Annotated in this window: 15 protein-coding genes and 2 tRNA genes; 10 read left to right on the forward strand and 7 right to left on the reverse strand. The window is 39.7% G+C overall.

Annotated features, from left to right (window positions below):
- Window positions 1-70: 70 nt before the first annotated feature.
- Window positions 71-3,172 (reverse strand): multidrug efflux RND transporter permease subunit, encoded by a 3,102-nt coding sequence (locus tag D9K81_RS02760; protein ID WP_121523103.1) that lies wholly within the window; start codon window positions 3,170-3,172, stop codon window positions 71-73.
- 542 nt (window positions 3,173-3,714) lie between these two features.
- Here D9K81_RS02760 and mgtE point away from each other — a divergent pair.
- Together mgtE and D9K81_RS02770 are read left to right on the forward strand one after the other, a co-directional pair.
- Window positions 3,715-5,055, forward strand: a complete 1,341-nt coding sequence (mgtE, locus tag D9K81_RS02765) for a magnesium transporter (protein ID WP_227601966.1) — start codon at window positions 3,715-3,717, stop codon at window positions 5,053-5,055.
- Window positions 5,056-5,116: 61 nt separating this feature from the next.
- Window positions 5,117-5,713 (forward strand): DUF4112 domain-containing protein, encoded by a 597-nt coding sequence (locus D9K81_RS02770; protein WP_120374444.1) that lies wholly within the window; start codon window positions 5,117-5,119, stop codon window positions 5,711-5,713.
- An 83-nt stretch (window positions 5,714-5,796) separates the two neighbouring features.
- Here the strand turns inward: D9K81_RS02770 and htpX are convergent, their stop codons facing one another.
- Window positions 5,797-6,702 carry a protease HtpX gene (htpX, locus tag D9K81_RS02775; RefSeq protein ID WP_120374445.1) on the reverse strand — a complete coding sequence of 302 codons (906 nt, stop codon included), beginning with the start codon at window positions 6,700-6,702 and terminating at the stop codon, window positions 5,797-5,799.
- Window positions 6,703-6,837: 135 nt separating this feature from the next.
- Window positions 6,838-7,713: a lytic transglycosylase domain-containing protein gene (locus D9K81_RS02780; RefSeq protein WP_120374446.1), complete on the reverse strand. Its 876-nt coding sequence runs from the start codon at window positions 7,711-7,713 to the stop codon at window positions 6,838-6,840.
- 500 nt (window positions 7,714-8,213) lie between these two features.
- On the opposite strand from D9K81_RS02780, the gene ttcA reads away from it, so the two are divergent.
- Window positions 8,214-9,143, forward strand: coding sequence for a tRNA 2-thiocytidine(32) synthetase TtcA (gene ttcA / locus D9K81_RS02785; protein ID WP_120374447.1), 930 nt, complete (start codon window positions 8,214-8,216; stop codon window positions 9,141-9,143).
- A gap of 226 nt (window positions 9,144-9,369) precedes the next feature.
- Window positions 9,370-9,753 carry an SCP2 sterol-binding domain-containing protein gene (locus D9K81_RS02790; protein WP_106986432.1) on the forward strand — a complete coding sequence of 128 codons (384 nt, stop codon included), beginning with the start codon at window positions 9,370-9,372 and terminating at the stop codon, window positions 9,751-9,753.
- Between the two features lie 97 nt (window positions 9,754-9,850).
- Here the strand turns inward: D9K81_RS02790 and D9K81_RS02795 are convergent, their stop codons facing one another.
- The gene (locus tag D9K81_RS02795; protein ID WP_120374448.1) at window positions 9,851-10,963 is read right to left on the reverse strand and encodes an MltF family protein; all 1,113 of its coding nucleotides are present in this window, start codon (window positions 10,961-10,963) and stop codon (window positions 9,851-9,853) included.
- A 1,173-nt stretch (window positions 10,964-12,136) separates the two neighbouring features.
- Here D9K81_RS02795 and D9K81_RS02800 point away from each other — a divergent pair.
- Window positions 12,137-13,054, forward strand: a complete 918-nt coding sequence (locus tag D9K81_RS02800) for a LysR family transcriptional regulator (protein WP_120374449.1) — start codon at window positions 12,137-12,139, stop codon at window positions 13,052-13,054.
- A gap of 68 nt (window positions 13,055-13,122) precedes the next feature.
- Here the strand turns inward: D9K81_RS02800 and greB are convergent, their stop codons facing one another.
- Window positions 13,123-13,602, reverse strand: coding sequence for a transcription elongation factor GreB (gene greB, locus D9K81_RS02805; RefSeq protein WP_120374574.1), 480 nt, complete (start codon window positions 13,600-13,602; stop codon window positions 13,123-13,125).
- Window positions 13,603-13,877: 275 nt separating this feature from the next.
- On the opposite strand from greB, the gene D9K81_RS02810 reads away from it, so the two are divergent.
- The 5 genes from D9K81_RS02810 (at window position 13,878) to epmA (ending at window position 17,875) form a co-directional block, all read left to right on the forward strand.
- Window positions 13,878-13,968: transfer RNA gene (locus D9K81_RS02810), tRNA-Ser, on the forward strand.
- 341 nt (window positions 13,969-14,309) lie between these two features.
- Window positions 14,310-14,400 (forward strand) — tRNA-Ser (locus D9K81_RS02815).
- A 490-nt stretch (window positions 14,401-14,890) separates the two neighbouring features.
- Window positions 14,891-15,643 carry a class II aldolase/adducin family protein gene (locus tag D9K81_RS02820; protein WP_120374450.1) on the forward strand — a complete coding sequence of 251 codons (753 nt, stop codon included), beginning with the start codon at window positions 14,891-14,893 and terminating at the stop codon, window positions 15,641-15,643.
- A gap of 190 nt (window positions 15,644-15,833) precedes the next feature.
- Window positions 15,834-16,901: a 4-phosphoerythronate dehydrogenase gene (locus D9K81_RS02825; protein WP_120374451.1), complete on the forward strand. Its 1,068-nt coding sequence runs from the start codon at window positions 15,834-15,836 to the stop codon at window positions 16,899-16,901.
- Complete coding sequence (gene epmA, locus D9K81_RS02830; RefSeq protein ID WP_120374452.1) at window positions 16,871-17,875, forward strand: EF-P lysine aminoacylase EpmA; 1,005 nt, start codon at window positions 16,871-16,873, stop codon at window positions 17,873-17,875. Before D9K81_RS02825 ends, epmA begins: the two co-directional genes overlap by 31 nt.
- Before the next feature lie 990 nt (window positions 17,876-18,865).
- On the opposite strand, the gene D9K81_RS02840 is transcribed toward epmA, so the two are convergent.
- Complete coding sequence (locus D9K81_RS02840; protein ID WP_120374454.1) at window positions 18,866-20,098, reverse strand: multifunctional CCA addition/repair protein; 1,233 nt, start codon at window positions 20,096-20,098, stop codon at window positions 18,866-18,868.
- Window positions 20,099-20,179: 81 nt separating this feature from the next.
- Entirely contained in the window at window positions 20,180-22,459 is a 2,280-nt protein-coding gene (locus tag D9K81_RS02845; protein ID WP_120374455.1) for an NADP-dependent malic enzyme, read from the reverse strand.
- Window positions 22,460-22,517 lie beyond the last annotated feature (58 nt).

A 22,517-nucleotide genomic window follows, 5' to 3' on the forward strand; every position in this document is an offset into this window, starting at 1 on the left:
CTTCTGTACACACGCTGGTAGATAGCGGATAAAAAAAGATGCGAAATGCGTCTTTTTTTATGCTGAAACTTTACTCTGCCTGATTAGATTTAGGTTTAAACCATGTGCGAATTATCACGAAGGCAAAAGGAATAAAAATTAGTACCAACACTGTACCAAAGATTACGCCACCAAACACACTCAAGCCAATTTCTTGACGGCTGACTGCACCAGCGCCTTGTGCAAAAATTAATGGGATAACACCAGCACCAAAGGCCAATGACGTCATGAGAATTGGGCGAAAACGTAATGAAGCCGCTTCAATGGCAGCATCAATTACGCGTTTGCCTTCGCGTTGTGCCATTGCTGCAAATTCAATAATTAAGATGGCATTTTTACACGATAAACCAATGGTTGTAAGCAGTGCGATTTGGAAGTAAATATCATTTGGAAAGCCACCCAAGAATGAAAAGATTACACAGCCCCCAATCCCTAAAGGAATGGCGATCATAACTGCAGCAGGAATAGACCAGCTTTCGTATAGAGCAGCTAAACAGAGAAAAATAAAACCAATCGAAACTGCATACAAAAACAGGGCTTGATTACTGGTTTTTTGTTCTTCAAAAGATAATCCACTCCAAGCTAAATCGATATCTTTTGCTTGGTCGACTAAGCTGGCAACTTGTTGCATTGCTTGTCCTGAACTCATCGTTGCAGTTTTATCGGCATTGACTTCAAGAGCACTATAGCCATTAAAGCGATTCACCAGTTCTGGACCGCCAGACCAATTGATGGTGGAGAAGCTTGCAAAAGGCACCATTTCATTTTGATTATTGCGGACAGACCAATATTGTAAGTCTTCAGGTGTTGCACGGAAGGGCGCATCACTTTGCATCATCACGCGTTTAATCCGGCCTCTATCAATAAAGTCATTGATATATTTACCGCCCAATGCTGCAGATAAAGTGCTGTTAATATCCGTCATAGCAAGACCCGACGACATCGCGGCTTTAGGGTCGATATTCACCACGAGTTTAGATTTGTCGGGTGCAGCTTTTTTATCAAGGTTTTCAAAGCCAGTGTATTGTTCAGAATCTTGCTTTAATTGTGTAAATTGCTGATTTAAAAATTGACGACCTTGGCCGTTAATATCACGAATCCAGAAACTTAGGCTGTCGGTATCTCCTAAACCAATCACGACAGGTGGGGAGGTGATCATAATTTTTGCATTAGCATGACTACGGAAGTAATCATTGGCGCGTTCACGTATGGCATTGGCATTATTTTTTTGCCCAGTACGGACATCCCATGGCTTCAGCTTAATAAAGCCTTGTGCCATGTTCTGGCCTGAACCTGTGCGATTGCTGCCATAACGGAGCATGATTAAGTCAACATTGCTTTTTTCTTGTTCTAAAAAGTAATCACGTACCGACTCACCAACCTTCATAGTTTCTGACATTGGTGCATTGTCTTGTAAGGTAATTTGTACGCTTAGGCGGCCTTGGTCTTCATTGGGTAAAAAGCTGGTAGGCAAGGCACGATAAAATAATGCAAACACTAAAATGAGTGCTGAAATGATCACAACACTCATCCATTTAAAATCAATGATGGCATGACTGAGTTGCAGGTATTTATCTTTGATTCGTTCAAGCTGATAGTTAAATCGAGTCGCCCAAGTAAAAGGTTGTGTTGTCGGTTTTAAAATGAGAGCACATAATGCTGGAGTCAGCACTAAAGCGACCGCAAGCGAGATTGACATTGCGGTAATTAAAGTCAGCGAAAATTGGCGATAAATTACCCCAGTAGAACCGCCAAAAAAAGCCATTGGAATAAATACAGCCGTGAGCACCAAGGTGATACCAACTAGCGCTCCACTAATTTCATGCATAGAAGCGAGAGAGGCTTGTTTGGCATCCAGCTGCTGTTCGTGCATCAGCCGTTCGACGTTTTCAACCACCACAATGGCATCGTCTACCAGTAAGCCAATGGCGAGTACCAATGCAAATAAGGTGAGGGTATTAATACTCAAACCTAAAACAAGCAATACAGCCATAGTGCCTAAAATAACCACTGGAACTGTAATTGCAGGAATTAAAGTCGCGCGCCAACTTTGCAAAAATAGGAACATGACCGCAATTACTAAAAGAATGGCTTCAAATAAGGTTTTGACCACTTCTTTAATGGATTCACGGACAAATGGTGTGTTATCACTCGGATAAACCAGTTTATAGCCAGCGGGTAAAGACTTTGACAGATGCTCAACTGTGTCTTGAATGCGTTTAGCTGTTTGAATGGCATTGGCACCAGAAGCTAAGGAGATCGCCATGCCAGCAGAAGGGTAGCCATTAATGGTGTTGTACGCTTGGTAATTTTCTGCACCTAACTCAACCCGTGCGACATCTTTTAAATAAACAAAGCTACCATCAACATTGGCTTTTAAAATAATATTTTGAAATTCTTCAGGAGTTTTTAAGCGTGAGCCAGAGCTAACTTTGGCATTTAAGTATTGTTCTTGCGCGGTAGGAAGTTCACCAATACCACCAGCTGCCACTTGGGTATTTTGTGCTTCAACGGCTTTTTGAATATCACTTGGAATCAGGTTGTATTTTTTTAGTTGATTTGGATTTAACCAAATACGCATGGCAAATTTTGAACCAAATACATCTACTTCACCTACGCCTTCAACGCGTCCTAATTCACTCTCTAAATGTGTTAATAAATAATCAGACAGTTCAATATTGCTACTTTTATGCTGCTCATCATAGAGGCCAATGACCATATAGGTGTCGCCTAAGGACTTGAGAACTCTCACCCCTTGGCGTTGCACATCGTCTGGTAAACGACTTAAGACACTATTAATAGAGTTTTGTACTTGAACCTGTGCTGTATCTGGATCAGTACCATTTTCAAAACTAATGTTAATTCGGCTACGGCCATTAGCATCACTGCTGGAGCTAAAATACAGTAAATGATCAAGTCCTGTAATTTGCTGCTCTAATATTTGGGTTACGCTTTCTTCTACAGTTTGTGCGTCTGCACCTGAATAGTTGGCACTAATAGAAATACGGGGAGGTGCAATATCTGGATAACGCTCTACAGGTAAATTTAATAATGCAAATACACCAGCAACCATCACAAAAATGGCCAGTACAAAGGCAAAAATAGGGCGCTGGATAAAATATTTAGAGAGCATAATTTAATCACTTTCCATCGCGCTGAAAAGTTCCATCTATTGGTTAAGCATAAGAGCGCCAACGCTTTAAATCAGTCAAAACTGACTGAGCATAAACACGAAAATTACTGTCTACTTATATACTACAAACATGAATAAAAAATGTAGCTTAGGCAACAAGTTTTAAAATAATTACTATTTCAATAACTTTCCAAGATGTGATTGAGCATCAAGGTGTTACAAATGTAAATTGAAGGCATGATTAGATTTGAGCAAAATGTGGCTAGTTGATATGCGAGAGCACTTAACTGTATTAATTCATTGAATTGTTTATGCTAAAAAGATTTTGATTCATTTAAGCCTCTTAATTTTTGTGTATGCTACGTTTGGTTAAAGTAAAAGAATCAATCAGACGTTTTATTTGGTCTCAATATTTATAGATTTTGTTGAAGCGTATATCTGAATCTGAGCTGATTTTGAGGGGGGGAGTTAACCACTTTAAAAATTAAAAATGAAGTTCACAAAAACATAAATATGACATGATGAAGTAATTGGAGGCGATGATGATTGAAATAGAAAACTTAGTTGCGCAAATAAATACCGCAGTCCAGTCCCAGCAATATGAAGAAGCCAACCACTTACTACAATATTTAAATGCGGCCGACATTGCGTTGGTTTTACAGCATTTTGATCCATGGCATCAGGTTGAATTATTACATTTATTAAGTAATAAAGCAGATGTATTTTCATTTTATAGCCCAGCACAACGCGTTAGGTTAGCCGAGCAACTGAATATTACAGATTTGGTTGAGATTATTGAACAAATGCACTCCGATGATAGTGCAGATTTGGTCAAAGCTTTATCGCCGATAGTACAAAAGCAGTTATATACCCGACTTAGTTTAAACAAGCGCCTACAAATTCGTTCCTTAGCTGCATATCAGGAAGAATCTGCTGGTGCAATTATGAGTTTGGACGTTGCCACCTTGCCTGCAGAAATTACTATTCAGCATGCAATTGAGCAACTCAGACAAGACACCTCCAATCCAGATACTCTGTACCAAATTTATATCGTGAATGAGCACAAGCAACTGCAAGGTGTAATCTCATTACGAGAAATTATTTTGGCAAATCCTGAGGATATCGTTGCCGATGTGATGCATAAAGAAGTGATTTATGCACATGTGGATGATGACCAGGAAAGTGTGGTAAAAAAACTCAGTTATTATGATTTTATTGCTTTACCTATCGTCAATGATCAAATGCAATTGCTGGGGATTGTGACTTATGACGATGCTTTGGACGTGGTCAGTGAAGAAGCCACCGAGGATTTTTTAAAATCGGGTGCGGTGAATGCCAATAGCAAACTGAGTTTAAAAACAGCGCCGATCTTACAGCTATATCAAAAGCGTGTATTTTGGCTGGTGTTTTTAGTGTTTGGTAGTTTGCTATCGGGATTTGGAATTGCACACTTTGAAGATATTATTGCCTCGAATTTGGTGCTGGTCTTCTTTTTACCTTTATTGGTGGGCAGTGGCGGTAATGCCGGATCACAATCAGCGACCTTAATGGTACGGGCCTTAGCTACGGGCGATGTTCACTTCAAAGATTGGTTTTATCTGATTGGTCGTGAAAGTTTGGTCGCAATATGTTTAGGTGGCACGATGGCTATTGCTGTCTCGGCCTTAGGGTATTACCGTGGTGATTCCATGGTTGCTTTGGTGCTGGCATTAAGCATGATGGCAATTGTGATGTTGGGTTGTTTAATTGGTATGAGCCTGCCATTTATATTAAATCGTATGGGACTTGACCCTGCGAGTGCATCTGCACCATTGGTGACATCAATTTGCGATGCTTCTGGCGTATTAGTCTACTTATTTATTGCATCCCAATTGTTACTTTAACGATGTCAGTATGGATAAGAAACTCATGTTTTGCTTTATTTAACTGTATTTGGATAACAAAATGACTGAAAATAAGCAGATCAAAAATCTAGAAAAAAAACTGTCTGAGCAAGAGGTGATTCGCTTAGAGCGCGACTTAGCTAAGTTTGCCAATATGATGGATTCTGTGGTGAGAATTCCATTTACCAAGCAAGGCGTAGGCGCAGATGCTGCTTTAAGTACTATTCCAATTGCAGGCGATATCGCAGGTTTTGTTCTGACCTGTTATGCCATTATGAAAGCAAAACAAATTGGTGTGCCTCAGCATAAGTTGAATCCTGTTATGAAAATGGCGATGGCCGATGCTGTAGTGGGCTTTATTCCGATTGTTGGAACGGTATTTGATGTTTTTATTCGTCCAAGTCGTAAGGCTTTAGATATCGTCCATACGCATATCCGTGAGGAATACCAAATCCATAGTGACTCTCATATCGTTCATCCTTTTTTGCATGAGCAATTAGAACAAAAGCAACAGCATTCAGCATTTTGGCGTAATCCAATTGTGGCTTGGATCTGGATTCATATTCCAGATTTGTTGGGTTTACTGTTTATTTTATTACTGTGCTTTGCCATGTGGATGGGTGGGGTTTGGTTGTGGCAATGGATACAAAGTTTTTAATTGCTAATGTATTTAAACCTGTAATGTAGATATAAAAAAGCCTCCATGAAGGAGGCTTTTTTTATCGAATCGTTAAGCTAACATTATGGGCAATCTAATTGCTGTAATGCGGCAACACGTTGTTCGATGGTAGGGTGAGTCTGGAACAAAGCCGCTAAGCTGAAACCTTCTTCACGTCCTGCAGAAATTGCAAAAGCTTTCATTTCTTTAGGCATAGCATCTGGCATTTCAGATTCTGCTTGTAAACGTAACAATGCAGAAATCATGGCTTGTTTGCCTGCAAGGCGAGCACCCGCTTCGTCTGCACGGTATTCGCGGTAACGCGAGAACCACATCACGATTGATGAAGCAAGAATACCAAATACAATATCCAGCACAATAGTAATCACAAAATAAGCGATACCTGGTGCTTCACCTTCTTCGCGACCAAAGACATTACGGTCGATAAAATCACCTGCAACACGTGCAAAGAACATCACAAAGGCGTTGACTACACCTTGAACTAAAGCCAAGGTCACCATGTCGCCATTGGCTACGTGGCCAATCTCGTGTGCCAATACCGCGCGAAGTTCGTCTTTATTCATACGCTCAAGCAAACCTGTTGAAACAGCGACAAGTGCGTCGTTTTTGTTCCAACCTGTTGCGAAGGCATTAGATTGATAAGATGGGAAAATACCTACTTCAGGCATTTTAATGCCAGAACGTTGCGCAAGTTGAGCAACTTCTTGTAAAAGCCACGCTTCAGCTTGGCTACGCGGTGCATTCGGGTCGATAATTTCAGTACCCGTGGTTTTTTTCGCCATCCATTTCGACATGAATAGGGAAATTAAAGAACCAACCATACCAAACACAAAACAGATGACCATCAGGTTGCCAAGCTGTAATCCGCCTGCACCGTGGTAACTGCCGACACCGAAGAGTGACAAAATAATGCCAGCTACAATCAGTACCGCGAGGTTGGTTAGCAAGAACAAACCAATCCGCATCATTGAGAAAATCCTCGTATTATGGAAAAATAATCTGATCTACAAATCATAATCATTGAGTTCAATATGAGGTGAAAGTCTAAGAATTTCAAGAAATAATTAGTAAAATCTCTTAGAAAAAACAAAAATGCTGTGTTTTTAATCTTTAAAATAAATATGTGCAGAGGCGCTTGCATTGGCTGTGGCATAGGAGCCTGGCGCATCGGTAAAGCTATTACCTGCAGTTTGAATCACATGACGCTGATATTTATTGCTGGCTTTAAGTTCAGTTGAAACTTCTTTTTGCTCATAATCTGCTGAGCTTGCAATGATTTTAGTCGCACCCGAGTTGGATGGCGTATTGCTATTGTAATCGCTCATGCTACCCGAGCCATTGGCATATAAGTTGTTATAGCGACTGGTCACACGACGAACATAGTCTTGCGTTTCACGAAAAGGAGGCACACCGCCGTACTTTTGTACATTGCCTTCACCCGCATTATAACCTGCCAAAACCAAAGAGGTGTTGCCATTAAAACGTTTGGTTAACCAAGCTAAGTAGCGCGCACCTGCCATAATGTTTTGAAAAGGATCATAAGCATTCGATACATTAAAGCGTCGTGCTGTCGCAGGCATTAATTGCATTAGCCCTTGAGCGCCTACTGGGGAGCGTGCATTCACATTAAAACCAGATTCTGTGTGCATCACGGCTTTAATTAAACCTTCAGACACACCATGTTGCTGAGCTGCTTGCTTAATAATGTGGTCAAAGGCATTTTTGTTTTTGCTATAGCTGGGTAGCACTGAAGATTCATTTGATCCCCAGTTATTATAAGTATGAATATTACTGTCTGGATAATAGGTGACTTTAACTTTGGTGAGTGACTTGTCCGCGCTTTTACGGTTGGTCAGTAGGGTGCTACCTTGTTTATCTTTATAAATATAAATTTGTCCTGCATGGCTTGTACTAATCATGCCAAAAGACAGTGCTGATCCCATTATGCAAAACGCAAAAATATTTGATTTATTTTTCATTATCGTCGTCGAAAAAATTCTGGCCCCAAACAGTACAAATAGAGTGTAGCAAAAATAAAAGCGATAAAAAGCATTGATCTGTTTATTTATCGGCTAGTTTGTAAAAAGCAAGTCATTTTGATGATTCAATAATCAAAAAAAATATTTATTTTTTTTTAATGAGCATAACTTGACACATTTAAGTATTTGATAATTAATAAATATTAAATTGATCAAAAAATGATCAATTTAAATGAAAGCCTTAAAATAAGGGTGGATGAAGCTGTCAAGCCTTTTAGAATCCACAAAGTTATCCACAGCTTTTGTGGAAAACTGTGGAAAAGTCCAAAAGATAAGCATCTTGGCTAAAAAGTAGACGCAAGCGTTCAATTTTATGGTGCTTCGATTACTTGAATATGACTGTATTTTTACAATTGATGGAATTTACATTCTTTTAATGCGGTGAGAGAGGGAATCAGCTAAAATTGCGCGGTTATTTTATTTATGGGTTAATCTCGTCTATGTACTCGCCAGTTGAGTCCGAACAAGGATTTAATTTCAAGCCTGAACTGCCTACCAGCTCAGCTTACTATCGTTTGCTGAAAAAGCTCCGCCGCCAAGTTGGTCATGCGATCCGCGATTTTAAAATGATCGAAGATGGTGACAAGGTTATGGTGTGTATTTCTGGTGGTAAAGACAGTTATACCTTGCTGGATATATTGCTTCAGTTTAAGCGCATTGCACCCATCAATTTTGATGTGATTGCTGTGAACTTGGATCAAAAGCAACCGGGTTTCCCAGAAGATGTATTACCTCGTTATTTAGAAGAAAATAACATTCCGTATTACATCTTGGAAAAAGACACTTACAGCATTACCAAAAAGTTGACGCCAGAGGGTAAAACCTATTGCGCAGTGTGTTCGCGTTTACGCCGTGGTTCTTTATATGGCTTCGCTCAAGAAATTGGCGCAACTAAAGTCGCTTTAGGTCATCACCGTGATGATATCTTGGCAACATTCTTCTTGAACCTATTCCATGGCGGTAGCTTAAAAGCAATGCCACCAAAACTATTGTCTTCTGACAAAAAGAATATCTTGATTCGTCCATTGGCTTATGTGGAAGAAAAAGACATTATTAAATATGCAGAAATGCGTCAGTTCCCAATTATTCCGTGTAACTTGTGTGGTTCGCAAGAAAACTTACAACGTGCGATTTTAAACGATATGCTTCGTACGTGGGATAAAGACTATCCAAAACGTTTGCACAGCATTTTTGGTGCATTGCAAAATGTATCGCCATCACAATTGGCTGACCGTGAATTGTTTGATTTCGAAGCTCTGGATAGCGAACGTGAGTTTGACTTCAAAGAGGGCGCATGCTCAACTGAAGATGCACCAGAAGGCGAAAGCAAACGCATTAACATGGTTAACTTAGGTTTTGTTGCGGACTAAGGTCTGAACGTATTCCAATAAAGCATCTGAAATTCAGGTGCTTTTTTTATGTATTTGATTTTATTCATTGTTGTATGCTTTTGATTAAAATTGAACGGCGCGTGCAAAATTCTTTAGCTATTTTGCAGGGGATCATGCTATAACAAGCGACAAGCAAAAAATGCTTCTTTTTAAAATGCTGTCTGGATAGGCTGCACACAACGAACAAAGAGATTGAGGATAGAACATGCCGGCTTTTTTAACTGACGATTGGTTTTCGACTGTAGAAACTCTTACTGCTCAAGCAGGTGACCTAAACTTACCACCAGCATTGGCAAATCTTGCGATTAATTTGGTTGTAGCAGATGCTTCTGGCAATACTGAATTGTCTTTAGACGGTGGTGCAATTAAAAAAGGCTTATCTGCAAACGCGAAAACTACGCTAAACATGGATGCAGAAACTTTACGTAAAGTATTCCTTGAGTTTGATATGGCTGCAGCGATGCAAGCGTTTATGACAGGCAAAATAAAAGTTCAAGGCGATATGTCACAATTGATGGCATTGCAAACAGCGAAGCCGAGCCAAGAACAAAAAGACTTATTTAAAAAAGTACTTGAGCAAACTGCTTAAGGCTTAAAACATGAAGTGACTCACTTCAAATAAAAAAAGCTTACCCTTGGGTAAGCTTTTTTTATATCTATCATTTAATGAGCTATGCAAAGCAAGCCTAGATGTTCACCAATTGCGGTGTGGTCTTAATGTGCTCCAAATACGCACGGATACGTGTGACATATTGCACAGCTTGACGGTAACGACCATTGCTGGCTTTGTTACGGTCCAAGTAAGCGTATATGTTCACCCATTTATTTGGGTTTTTACCTTGCGCTTTGATTTTACTTTGAAGCTGAGAAACTGCACCTGGTCCCATGTTATATGCAACCAATGCATACCAGTTACGATCGGGCATTGGAATGTGAGAATAACGTGCCAGCATTTGATCGTAGTACTTTGCACCGCCTTGGATGCTTTGTGCAGGATCGGTGCGATTACTCACGCCCATTGCCTTTGCTGTGCTGTTGGTGAGCATCATCAGCCCACGAACACCCGTAGGAGATACAGAGTCTGGTTTTAAATAAGACTCTTGATAACCAATAGCCGCTAATAAATGCCAATCAAGGTTATATTGCTGTGCTGTTTTCTTAAAGCTTGCCTTATATATAGGCATACGCTTGCTCAGATCACGTTGGATCGTGTTGAGCGCATCTTGCTTTAAAACATTACGATTGTAAAAAGACGCTAATTGTCCAATAGAACCATTTTGCTTTGCACGGCAAATAAAACCACTGGCAGTTTGGCTAAGTGGATCACTAGCTTCTTTAAAAACCCAATTCAGATTGCTATTTAAGCCATTTTTTTGCAGTGAAACAGTATCACCACAGCTCGTAGAAAAGGCAGTTAAATGCTTGGCTTCAATCGATTGAATGCTACTTGTGGTCATGGCGAAGTTGGCTTGACCTTTAGAGACCATTTTTAAAGCGGTTGCATTGTCTGGAACAATTTTAAAATCAAGTTTTACATTAATACTTTCTGCATAGTTGCGTGCAAGGTCATAACCAAAGCCATGCAAGTGTTGACCATCTTTAAAGGCGGCACTTACATCTGCAACTGATACCACAGTCAGTCTGTTACTATTTACAACCGAATCATATTGATGGGTTGCCTTACTTGCATTAATGCTGTGAAATGGAATTAACACAGTACTAAACACAAATGCTTTTAAAGGGAGAGAGTTAAAAGAGTTAAGGCAAAGCCTCGACCCAGAAGTTGAACTACTGTGCATGTTGTCTCCGCTACAAGTAATTTATGCCCTAAAAAGTGAAGACAAAAATGTCTCAGACTTTCTCAAGTTTGATAAATTCAATAAGGGTTGGGCAGTCATGAACGTCATTCAGAATGACTAGAATAAATGGGAAATATGTAGAATTACTACACTGATGAAAAAACAAATCTGCTTAAAAGATGTGCGCATAATAAAGAGCAAAAAAATGCTTGTCAAATTTTGTACGAAAATATTTAAAAATTTGTAATTTAAGTTATTGAAATATATTAATAAAAAAAATTGAAAAATAAGTAAGTACAAGTGTTGTGTCAAAAATGATCGAATTGTGTAAATTTTAATACTTGAAAATGAAAATAAATTTGTCAAAAAATCTTATTAAATTGGAAGTTCTATTCCCTAAAAAATGACCTAAAACGTGGCTGTTTTTTTCATTCAATGTACTTATGTTGCGTGTGAAATATGCCCGCTTTTTTATGAGGATGACCGTGTATTTGAGGGTTCAATTTCAGCTTGGGCATATTGCACATTATTTTAAAAAAATGAGAAAAATATTTAATAAATTACAACAAGATATTGCTGTATTTTTAATTGTGAAAACAGTAGAAATAAATTTTTTTATAGGTGAAAACGATAGATAGGGAGCAAAGCTCAATCGCACAACAAGATGGAGTGAGAAATACAGATGTAATTACGCGATCACCAGATTTCTAAAAATAGAGATTTTTAAATCAAATTGATCAGTCATATCCCAAAAAACTGCGTGAATAGAATGTACGAATTATGTGCAAATTTTAGCGTTTAACCATATAAAGAAAAATAGCTGTGTTTTTGCAGGAAATAATAGATAAAAATTTTCATTTTTTCACAGCTATTCATTTGCTGAAGTTTAAGTTTTTATTCATTATTAATGATGAAAAATAGAAGTCTCTATTCCATTGTACCTGATCTAAATCAGTGGCCATATAAAGGCTAAAAGTTCAAAGCATGCTTAATGTGACTTAATTTACTTTGAGTAAAGTGATCGTTTAGGAAATTTTGCCTAGTCTCATTATTTTGTGAGCGCAGTATTGGAAAGTGAGAAGGATTTTTTGTGAGAAATTCTCATGAATAAATTTGAAAGATGAGAGAGATTCACTTATAGTGTCTGCATTGATTATTATATTTTGATCTCCCATGATTGAACTTCGCCACTTAAAAACGTTGATCGCTTTACGCGAGCATGGGTCATTGGTTTCGGCAGCCAATGATTTATGCCTAACACCTTCTGCCATTTCGCACCAACTTAAAGAATTAGACCATTGGTTTGGTGTAGAAGTGGTGAATCGCCGTAGTCGACCTGTGAGTTTTTCGAATGTCGGGCAACGCTTATTAAAGTTAGCAGATGAAATTCTACCGCAGGTGCAAATTGCTCAATCGGATATTACGCGTATTGTGCATGGGCAAACGGGTCGAATTACATTTTCTTCGGAATGTCATAGTTGTTTTGATTGGCTCATGCCTCTACTCAATCAATACCGTCAACAGTATCCAGATGTTGATTTAGATTTTGCTTCAGGTTTTGAATCAAATCCGCATGAGCTTTTACAAAATGGGGAATTCGACTTATTAATCACGGCAGATCCAATTGCACTTAAAGAGATTGAATATTTTCCAATCTTTGAGTACGAATCACGTTTGGTGTTGTCGAATACGCATCCTTTGGTGAGAGCAAAAGATATTACCGTGCAAGAGCTTGCAGATGAAACGTTGGTGACTTATCCCGTAGATAAGCACCGTTTAGATATCATGTCGCGCTTGTTTATACCTGCGAATATTTTGCCTAAGCAAATTCGAACCACGGATTTAACCCAAATGCTCATTCAATTGGTGGCAAGTGGGCGTGGTATTGCTGCTTTACCCGATTGGGTGGTCAATGAATACGAACAAAAAGGCTGGGTGACATCGCGTCGCTTAGATTGCGTGTCGGCAACAGGATTACGCCGTACTTTATATGCAGGCTATCGAACCGAAGAGAAGGAAAAAGATTATTTTGAGGGCTTTTTGAAACAGCTGGATAAATTTTCAAAGAAACGCACTATTTACTATGTATAAAACACCTGATGTTTTATACATAGTGGCTTAAGCAGAGCGCTTTGGCTTATGAAATTTTTAAGTTGAGATTAAGCTGGTACATCATATCGAATTTGAATGATGTACCAGCTTTTTTTACCATTGGGGGTTTGTACTTGTATTTCATCATCGATGGATTTGCCTAAGCAGGCTTTGACTACTGGGGATTGCAAAGAGATATAGTCTTTACGGCCATAAATTTCTTCATCGCCGACAATCCGAAATTGAATTTGTTCACCTTCATCATTTTCTAATTCAACCCATGCACCAAAATACGCCTTGCCATCTTGCTCTGGGCTGTATTCAACTTTATGCGCCACTTCAAAGAGCTTGGTCAAAAAGCGGATACGACGGTCAATTTCACGTAGTTTTCTTTTATTATAGTGGTAGTCTGCATTTTCCGAGCGATCGCCGAGGCTGGCTGCCCATGACACAATTTTTGTAATTTCAGGGCGTTCTTTACGAACCAAATCATTTAACTCATCTTGTAGTTGTTGATAACCTTCGGCTGTGAGTAGTTTTCGGTTCAAAAGATTGGTCTCCAATGTGTAATGAATAATGCCACAGTGATGATGAGAGGCTTTGCATTCTACTATCATAGGGTGATGAAGCTGAATATCAAGCGCTTTCATTTTAGTAGCATCATCTTACAAGCAATAGGGCTATACCCATAATTGGATAAACGAGGTAAGGGAAGTGGCCAAATGAGTGAAAATGAGGTTTTTGTTTTTATTTTGAGCAGTCAAATCAGAATTGTTTAAAAATAATTGCCAAGTAAGAGTTTTATTTATATGATGCGCAACATGGAAGCGTGGCAGAGCGGTTTAATGCACCGGTCTTGAAAACCGACGAGGGCTTATACCCCTCCGTGAGTTCGAATCTCACCGCTTCCGCCAAATATTTAAATAGGCCCTTGTATAACAAGGGCCTATTTTTTTATTCATATTTCAGTTTTTATCGAGTCTTAGCTTAGCTATCTGCATTACTTCACAATTTAAAATAAAGATAAGTTCAAGGCTTTGGGATTGAATCTCACAGTCTCCATATATTTTTAATTGAATTACTCTGTGAAGTGCGAATCTCAATGATCTTCATCGTACTGTAATTACTACTGCGCTAGAAAAATGCACTACAAATTGAATGGTTGAATAAAAAATAATTAAACAGTGTTAAATTACTCTGAAATATCTGAAAAATATTTGCCATTCTGAAAGAATATTTATATGATAGCGCCCATGGAAGCGTGGCAGAGCGGTTTAATGCACCGGTCTTGAAAACCGACGAGGGCTTATACCCCTCCGTGAGTTCGAATCTCACCGCTTCCGCCAAATTCAAAAAAGCCCTTGTATAAATACAAGGGCTTTTTTTTTGTGTCTAATTTACGTCAATATTTATTCATGGTTATAGTAAGGGCATATACTTGATGTAAATAAAGAATCTATGATTAAAGTTCTTTGCTTAGCTACACCATTGAGCGTAATAAAACAGGAGTAACAATAGAGTTGTTTCATAAAACATTTTTTAATCATTAAAAAGAAATTCCCTCTCCTTGTAGGAGAAGATTAGTGAGAGGCTAAGAATTATCCTCATCCTAACTTTCTCCCAGAGAGAAGGAGCTTTCAAAATCCATTAAGTATGAATATAACAACCATTTTTTGATTTATGAAAGATATCTAATAAAAACGAGAAAGCTGTCTGTAATAAACTACTGTCTGGAACAAGACATAACTTGTAGCAAAGCCATAACATTGCTAAAAATAATTCATAGAAATAATCATATAAAAATTCGTGTAGCTAACTAAAAATAAGGGAAGGAAAATGGACAGACCACTCGAGATAGACGAACAAGAATGGCAAGCACGTTGTCAGTTGGCTGCGTTATATCGCTTGATTGCTTATTATAAAATGACGGACTTAATTGATACGCATATTAGTTTACGTTTGGCACATCAGCCTGAATATTTTTTAATTAATCAGTACGGCGTTACCTTTGATCGGATGCGCGCTTCAGATTTGGTTAAAATCGATCATGAAGGCAATATCGTTGCACCTTATGATCAAGGAAAAATGGTCAATGTTGCTGGTTTTGTCATTCATTCGGCCTTGCATCATGCGCGGGAAGACATCAACTGTGTAATACATACCCATACTGCAGACGGTATTGCAGTTTCGGCACAGACACAGGGCCTATTACCTTTATCGCAACATGCACTGAAGTTTTATCACAATATTGCCTACCACGAATATGAAGGCATTGCTTTCTCGACGGAAGAGCGCGTGCGATTAGTGAAAGATATGGCGCATTATCGTTGTATGATCTTACGTAACCACGGTTTGCTTGCTACAGGTGATACCATTGCACGCGCATTTCATGAAATTTACTTTTTAGAACGTGCATGCCAAATTCAGATTAAAGCCTTGAGCAGTTCATCATTGCATTATCCAAGTCCAGAAGTGTGTGAGCACACACTCAAACAATTTGAAAGTCCGCAAGCAGAGCCGATTATTATGGCTGCATGGAATGCGGCATTATCTTTAATTGAGGATCAAAAAGCAGATTATTGCCAGTAATTGGTCAGAGTACATTGTATTCAACAGAGCTAATACTGAATATAGCTCTGTATAGCTACCAGTAGGTATGAATTAGATAGGCTGGTCTATACTCATTAGCTTTTCAGAAGCTGTAGGAGCGAGGGAGGTGAGAATAGTCAGCGTCTAGCCAAAGCGTTATCATAGAGCCATTACAGTAGTGGAATGTATTATGAAAATCGTTGCGGATGAAAATCTGGCATATACCGAATATTTCTTTGCAGAATTTGGTGAAATACAACAAAAAGCAGGCCGTACTTTAACGGTCTCTGATGTACACGATGCAGAAGCACTTTTGGTTCGTTCTGTGACCAAAGTAAATTCAGCATTACTTGCTGGATCATCTGTAAAGTTTGTTGGTAGTGCAACGATTGGAACAGATCATTTAGATATTCCTGCCATAGAGCAACAAGGGATTACATGGTCAAATGCGGCTGGTTGTAATGCACAAGCAGTTGCCGAGTATGTCATTACGGCGTTATTAAAATTAAAGCCTGAATTACTCGACGCGGGCAATACGTTTACTTTGGGTATTGTTGGCTTGGGTAATGTTGGTTCACGTTTGGCAACGATGGCACAGCTATTGGGATGGAATGTGGTTGGCTACGATCCTCTTGTGCAACGTGATCATGTAAAACAAGTCGAATTTGCAGAACTATTAAATACTGCCGATGCGATCAGCTGTCATGTACCTTTAACTAAAACTGGATTACATCCAACGTATCATTTAATCAATGCAGATGCGTTGTCGCAAATGAAACCAGCCGCCATTTTGATTAACTCAGCACGTGGGCCTGTAGTGGCAGAAGCTGATTTAATTGCAGATATTCAGCAAAACCAGCGCAAAGTGGTGTTGGATGTATTTGAACATGAGCCAGAAATTTCTGAAGAACTGCTGAATTTAATTACTTTAGTGACACCACATATTGCAGGTTATAGCTTAGAGGGTAAAGCGCGTGGTACGCAAATGATCTATGACGCTTTTTGCAAAACTTTTAACTTCCCTGCAAACAAACGATTTGAAACTCAACTACCAGCATGTGATGCATTATTTTCAGATCTGAGCTTAAAAGATGCGCTTAAAAAACATTTAACGGAAATTTATGATATTGCTCGTGATGATGCGAATTTAAGAGCAACTTTAAAAGCAGGTAAGGTTGATCAGCAGGCATTTGACTATTTACGCAAAACCTATCCGCTACGCCGTGAATGGGCTGCGCATGGAGGGCCTCAAGCGTGAGTATCTTGCATTATCAGCCGACCTGCGATTTAGACGCAATGCGTGCACGTGCAAATATGTATGCACAGTTACGTCAGTTTTTTGCATCACGTGATGTATTAGAAGTGGAAACGCCTGTGTTATCTCAAGCGGGGGTAACGGATGTACATTTGGCTTCAATACAAGCACAGCGCCATGTTTTGGGCAAAAAGGCCACGCATTATTTACAAACTTCTCCTGAGTTTGCTATGAAGCGTTTATTAGCCAGTGGTAGCGGACCAATTTATCAAATTTGCAAAGTATTTCGTGATGATGAACATGGCCGTAAGCACAACAGTGAATTTACCATGCTGGAGTGGTACCGTCCGGGGTTTAGCTTAAAAGATCTGATGTTTGAAGTTACCGATCTTTTAAATGTAACGCTCAAACAGCGTTTTGGTGAGGTACGTCCGACGATACTGAGTTACAAGCATGCATTTATCGACCGTCTTGAGCTGAATCCGTTACAAGCCAGTTTACAGGAACTTAAAGATGCTTGTCGCCGTGTCGGCTTAAGTCTGGATTTGGGTGATGACCGTTTGGGCTATATTGACTTGCTGTTTTCACATATTGTGGAGCCTAGCCTTGGTTTTGATACACCCGTATTTTTGACGGATTTTCCACCTGAAATGGCATCACTGGCTAAAACCCGTATAGATGACGATGGGGAATTGGTAGCTGCCCGTTTCGAGCTATATATTGAAGGTTTAGAGCTGGCAAATGCCTATGATGAACTGATTGATGCTGAAGTGTTACGTGATCGTTTTGAAGCAGATAATGCTGAGCGTAAAAAACTTGATATGCATGTGATGCCAATCGATGAATATTTGCTGGCAGCATTGCCGAATATGCCTGAATGTTCAGGTATAGCATTAGGAATTGATCGCTTATTAATGATTGCAACTCAAAAAATGAAACTTGAGCAGGTTGTAACTTTCCCAGCAGATATTTCTTAAATGCCGTTTTAAATCTAATGATGCATCTATCGAAATGGTTTTAAATCGGTAGATGCGCGATAAAACGATACAGCAGAGAAATTATTTAGGGACTTCATGCCAATTTTGCAGCAGATTCATCTGCATTCATTTAAAACGGTTATTGGTTTTTTTATTTGCTACTCGTTGCAAGTCTGGCAGGGTTAATTTGCCTGTTTTTTGAGTAGTCATATCTCGCAATTTTTCGTCTTTACTGATCAAAGAAAGTTTTAGTTTAACAATCATTATACTGTTATTGATTAGGTATTTTATATTTGGAGACCGTGGAGCGGGTGAGGCATCTAAGACACGAGTTAAGCACTTTAAGTGGGTCAATTTTATACTTTTGGCTTTTTTGACCTTATTTACATGTGTGGGATTTTACAGCCATCACATTCGCGAGCAATTTCGCTATAAAGATTTGGATATTCAGCACATGAGTGAACAGACTCAACGCAGTCAGTTCAGCTTTGAAGGTGAAACATCACAAGCAATCAGTCAGGGCCATAGAATGATAACAAGGCCGTACACAAAAAAATAATCATGGGCTATTGACTTAAATACTGGGAAAAAGTACGTCTTAGCTACCAATTGAGTGGTGGCGATTGCTATAAAATTGTGAATGGTCAGCTCAATAATCGGATCCATACCGTAGACTATAATTTTGCTCAAAAACAGGTGAATTTGATTTTTAATATTGTCACGCATGAAGGTGAAGTAATTGCATTTAAAGCGCATTATCAACACTTTAAAATATTAAGTTGGGTCAAGGTTTTTGTATTTATTTTTATCGACCATGTATTGGCTTTATGCCTTGCTCATCTGCTTTAAACGTCCAAAATGGTCTTATGATTAAAAAGCTATTCTAGCTGATGACTCTCATCTGAATAGACGGCAATCATTGTAGTGGCTAAAAAGCATTGACTACTTTGAATATGAGGCATGTAAAAAGCACCCGAAGGTGCTTTTTATTTAAATTTCTGCATGGTGTTTACTTTTGAGCTCACCGAGCGCTTTAATTCGGCGTTCAATCAGCATTTCCCCAATATCTGGGCCTTTCACCTCTGGTGGTAAATCTTGAGCTTTGATGCTACGGACAAGTTCCATGGCCTCCAAAACATAGCGTGATTGAGGATAGTCGCGGTTTTCTAAGCCTAAGCGACCTCGCGAATCACACTCACAAGCCTGTATAAACGCCTCAACACGTTCAGGGCGACGTAGTACATCTAAGCGTTGCAGTAAGCGCCATAGCGTACCTGGTTTTAAAGTCAGCGCTTGATGGCATTTTAAATGCTCTTTGCATACCACAATCGCCAGTTGCTTGGTATTGGTTGGCACACGCAAGCGATCACATACTTCAGTAACGGGCTGAATACCACGCTGTTCATGCATGATATGGCGGGGCCATTCCTCTTGTGGTGTAAGGGCTTTGCCTAAATCATGTATAAGGACAGCAAAACGAACATCTAAAGAATAATTGGCTTTGCAGGCCTGTTGCAGTGACATCATGGTATGAATACCACAGTCAATCTCTGGATGATATTCAGGACGCTGCGGAATGCCGTAGAGCGCATCAATTTCTGGGAACAAAACTTTTAAAGCACCACAAGCACGAAGGACTTCAAAGTATTCGTCCGCATGTGGTTCCATTAATGCGCGTGAGGTTTCTTTCCATACACGTTCAGGCGTTAGCGCTTGAAGCTCACCAGACTCTGCGAGTTGTTTCATGAGTTGCAGTGTCTCATCTGCCACTTTAAAACCTAAGGTTTTATATCGGGCAGCAAAACGCGCAATACGAAGTACACGCAGTGGATCTTCAGCAAATGCATTGGACACATGGCGCAGTAAGCGTGATTCTAAATCACGCTGACCGCCGTATGGATCATAGAGCGTTCCATTTTGGTCCATTGCCATTGCATTAATGGTCAAATCGCGACGAATTAAATCCTGCTCTAATGTTACGCTCACATCGGTATAAAACTCGAAGCCGTGGTAACCGTGGCCAGATTTACGTTCTGTACGCGCCAAGGCATACTCATCTTTGGTCTCTGGATGAAGGAAAACGGGGAAATCTTTACCCACGGGCTGATAGCCTTGAGCAAGCATGTGTTCTGGCGTCGCGCCGACGACAACATAATCTTTTTCGTGATAGGGGTGTCCAAGCAATTGATCTCGAACTGCACCGCCTACTAAATAAACATGCATGAAAAAACCTCTATTCTTGCAGCCATCATGCTACAGAATAGAGGTTTTCTCAAGTCAGAACTGTGGATTCAGTGAACTAAATCACAGTGCGTTTTTTTCGTTTTCTTGAATCTCAGCAACAGTAAGTGCAGTCATATTCACTAAACGGCGTGTTGTCGCTGTTGGTGTTAAGATATGAACTGGCTTCGCTGCACCAAGCAAGATTGGGCCAATAGTGACATTGTTACCTGATGTTGATTTCAACAAGTTAAATGAAATGTTGGCTGCATCTAGGTTCGGCATAATGAGTAAGTTTGCAGAACCTTTGAAGCGTGATTGAGGGAATGCAAAATGACGAATATTTTCGTCTAATGCCGCATCGGCATGCATTTCGCCTTCAACTTCTAGATCCGGTGCAATTTCACTTAAAATGTCGAATACTTTACGCATTTTTTGTGCACTTGGATCATTTTGATCTGAACCAAAGCTTGAGTGCGAAAGTAAAGCAACGCGCGGTGTAGTGCCAAAACGACGTACTTCTTCTGCAGCTAAAATAGTCATTTCAGCCAGTTGTTCAGCCGTAGGGTTACGGTTGATGTACGTGTCTGCAATAAACAGGTTACGGTCTTCAAGCATCAATGCATTGAGGGTAAAGAATGTGCTACGACCTTCTTTTAAACCAATGACATTTTTTACAAAGTCCAGGTGGATGTCATAGCTTGAATAAGTACCACAAAGCATACCATCAGCAAAACCGTGACGAACAAGCATCGCAGCAATTAAAGTAGAACGACGACGAGACTCACGTTGTGCATATTCAGGTGTTACACCTTTACGTGCCATAAGCTCGTAATAGTCATCCGCAAATTGTTCATAGTACGGGTTTTTCTCTTGATCTACGATTTCAATGTTGAAACCATTTTCAAGACGCAAGCCAAGCTTTTTAATGTTTGCTTCAATTACTGCAGGGCGACCTACCAAGATTGGTTTAGCCATACCTTCGTCTACGGCAATTTGAACTGCACGAAGTACACGTAGGTCTTCACCTTCAGCGTATGCAATACGTTTAGGATCTGTTTTTGCTTGTGCAAAAATTGGTTTCATCATAAATGCTGAGTTATAAACAAACTCAGACAGGCGTTGACGGTAGTGAGCAAAGTCTTGAATTGGACGAGTGGCAACACCAGAATCCATCGCAGCTTGTGCAATTGCAGGCGCAATTTCCAAAATCAAACGCTGATCAAGTGGACGCGGAATTAAGTAATCACGACCAAATGACGCTGATTTTTCACCATAAGAGGCTGCATCAGCTTCTACATGTGCCATACGCGCAATCGCGTGTACACATGCAATTTTCATTTCTTCGTTAATGGTGGTTGCACCAACATCCAATGCGCCGCGGAAAATATAAGGGAAGCACAGTGCGTTGTTAACTTGGTTTGGGTAGTCCGAACGGCCAGTTGCCATAATCACATCTGGACGTGCTTCGTGTGCAAGTTCAGGTAAAATTTCTGGATCTGGGTTTGCAAGTGCGAAGATGATAGGATCTTTCGCCATCTTCTTGACCATGTCTTGAGTAAGAATGCCTGCAGCAGACAGACCTAAGAACATGTCAGCGCCTTCCATGACATCATCAAGCTGAGAGCCTTCGATGTCTTGTACATACGCTTTTTTAGACTCATCAAGGCCTTGACGTTGCGTAGTTAACAAACCACGTGAGTCAGCAACAATGATATTTTCTTTTTTAGCACCTAAAGCACAAAGCAAGTTCAAGCAAGAAAGGGCCGCGGCACCAGCACCAGAAGCCACAATTTTAAGGTCTTCAATTTTTTTGCCGTTGATTTGCAATGCATTCAGTAATGCAGAACCCACAATAATTGATGTGCCGTGTTGATCGTCATGGAACACAGGAATGTTCATGCGTTCACGCAATTTTTGCTCGATGTAGAAACATTCTGGCGCCTTGATGTCTTCAAGGTTAATACCACCAAAAGTTGGTTCTAATGCTGCCACGATATCGACAATTTTATCTGGATCATTTTCAGCAATTTCAATGTCGAAAACATCAACACCAGCGAATTTTTTGAATAATACGCCTTTACCTTCCATGACTGGTTTAGATGCTAAAGGACCAATATTACCTAAGCCAAGAACGGCAGTACCATTTGTTACTACGGCAACCAAGTTACCACGTGCAGTATACAGTGCAGCTTTAGATGGGTCTTTTTCAATTTCTAAACATGGTGCAGCGACACCTGGAGAGTAAGCAAGCGCTAAATCATGTTGGTTAATAAGCTGTTTGCTTGGTGTTACGCTAATTTTACCTGGCGTTGGAAACTCATGATAATACAATGCCTGCTGTTTTAAAGATTGATCGTCCATCTGTATCTCGATTGTTTTAAGTTGCCCAGAAAACGGGAGTTTAATAGCTATTAATCAA

It is taken from the genome of Acinetobacter chengduensis (assembly GCF_003664645.1).
GTDB classification, from domain to species: domain Bacteria; phylum Pseudomonadota; class Gammaproteobacteria; order Pseudomonadales; family Moraxellaceae; genus Acinetobacter; species Acinetobacter chengduensis.

Bases quoted from the DNA above. Each gene is read 5' to 3' on its own strand.
- D9K81_RS02795 (WP_120374448.1), bottom strand. From the start codon at position 10,963: ATGCACAGTAGTTCAACTTCTGGGTCGAGGCTTTGCCTTAACTCTTTT.
- D9K81_RS02840 (WP_120374454.1), bottom strand. From the start codon at position 20,098: ATGCATGTTTATTTAGTAGGCGGTGCAGTTCGAGATCAATTGCTTGGA.
- D9K81_RS02760 (WP_121523103.1), bottom strand. From the start codon at position 3,172: ATGCTCTCTAAATATTTTATCCAGCGCCCTATTTTTGCCTTTGTACTG.
- epmA (WP_120374452.1), top strand. From the start codon at position 16,871: ATGGGCTGCGCATGGAGGGCCTCAAGCGTGAGTATCTTGCATTATCAG.
- D9K81_RS02770 (WP_120374444.1), top strand. From the start codon at position 5,117: ATGACTGAAAATAAGCAGATCAAAAATCTAGAAAAAAAACTGTCTGAG.
- D9K81_RS02780 (WP_120374446.1), bottom strand. From the start codon at position 7,713: ATGAAAAATAAATCAAATATTTTTGCGTTTTGCATAATGGGATCAGCA.
- ttcA (WP_120374447.1), top strand. From the start codon at position 8,214: ATGTACTCGCCAGTTGAGTCCGAACAAGGATTTAATTTCAAGCCTGAA.
- D9K81_RS02820 (WP_120374450.1), top strand. From the start codon at position 14,891: ATGGACAGACCACTCGAGATAGACGAACAAGAATGGCAAGCACGTTGT.
- D9K81_RS02825 (WP_120374451.1), top strand. From the start codon at position 15,834: ATGAAAATCGTTGCGGATGAAAATCTGGCATATACCGAATATTTCTTT.
- htpX (WP_120374445.1), bottom strand. From the start codon at position 6,702: ATGATGCGGATTGGTTTGTTCTTGCTAACCAACCTCGCGGTACTGATT.
- D9K81_RS02800 (WP_120374449.1), top strand. From the start codon at position 12,137: ATGATTGAACTTCGCCACTTAAAAACGTTGATCGCTTTACGCGAGCAT.
- mgtE (WP_227601966.1), top strand. From the start codon at position 3,715: ATGATTGAAATAGAAAACTTAGTTGCGCAAATAAATACCGCAGTCCAG.
- D9K81_RS02790 (WP_106986432.1), top strand. From the start codon at position 9,370: ATGCCGGCTTTTTTAACTGACGATTGGTTTTCGACTGTAGAAACTCTT.
- D9K81_RS02845 (WP_120374455.1), bottom strand. From the start codon at position 22,459: ATGGACGATCAATCTTTAAAACAGCAGGCATTGTATTATCATGAGTTT.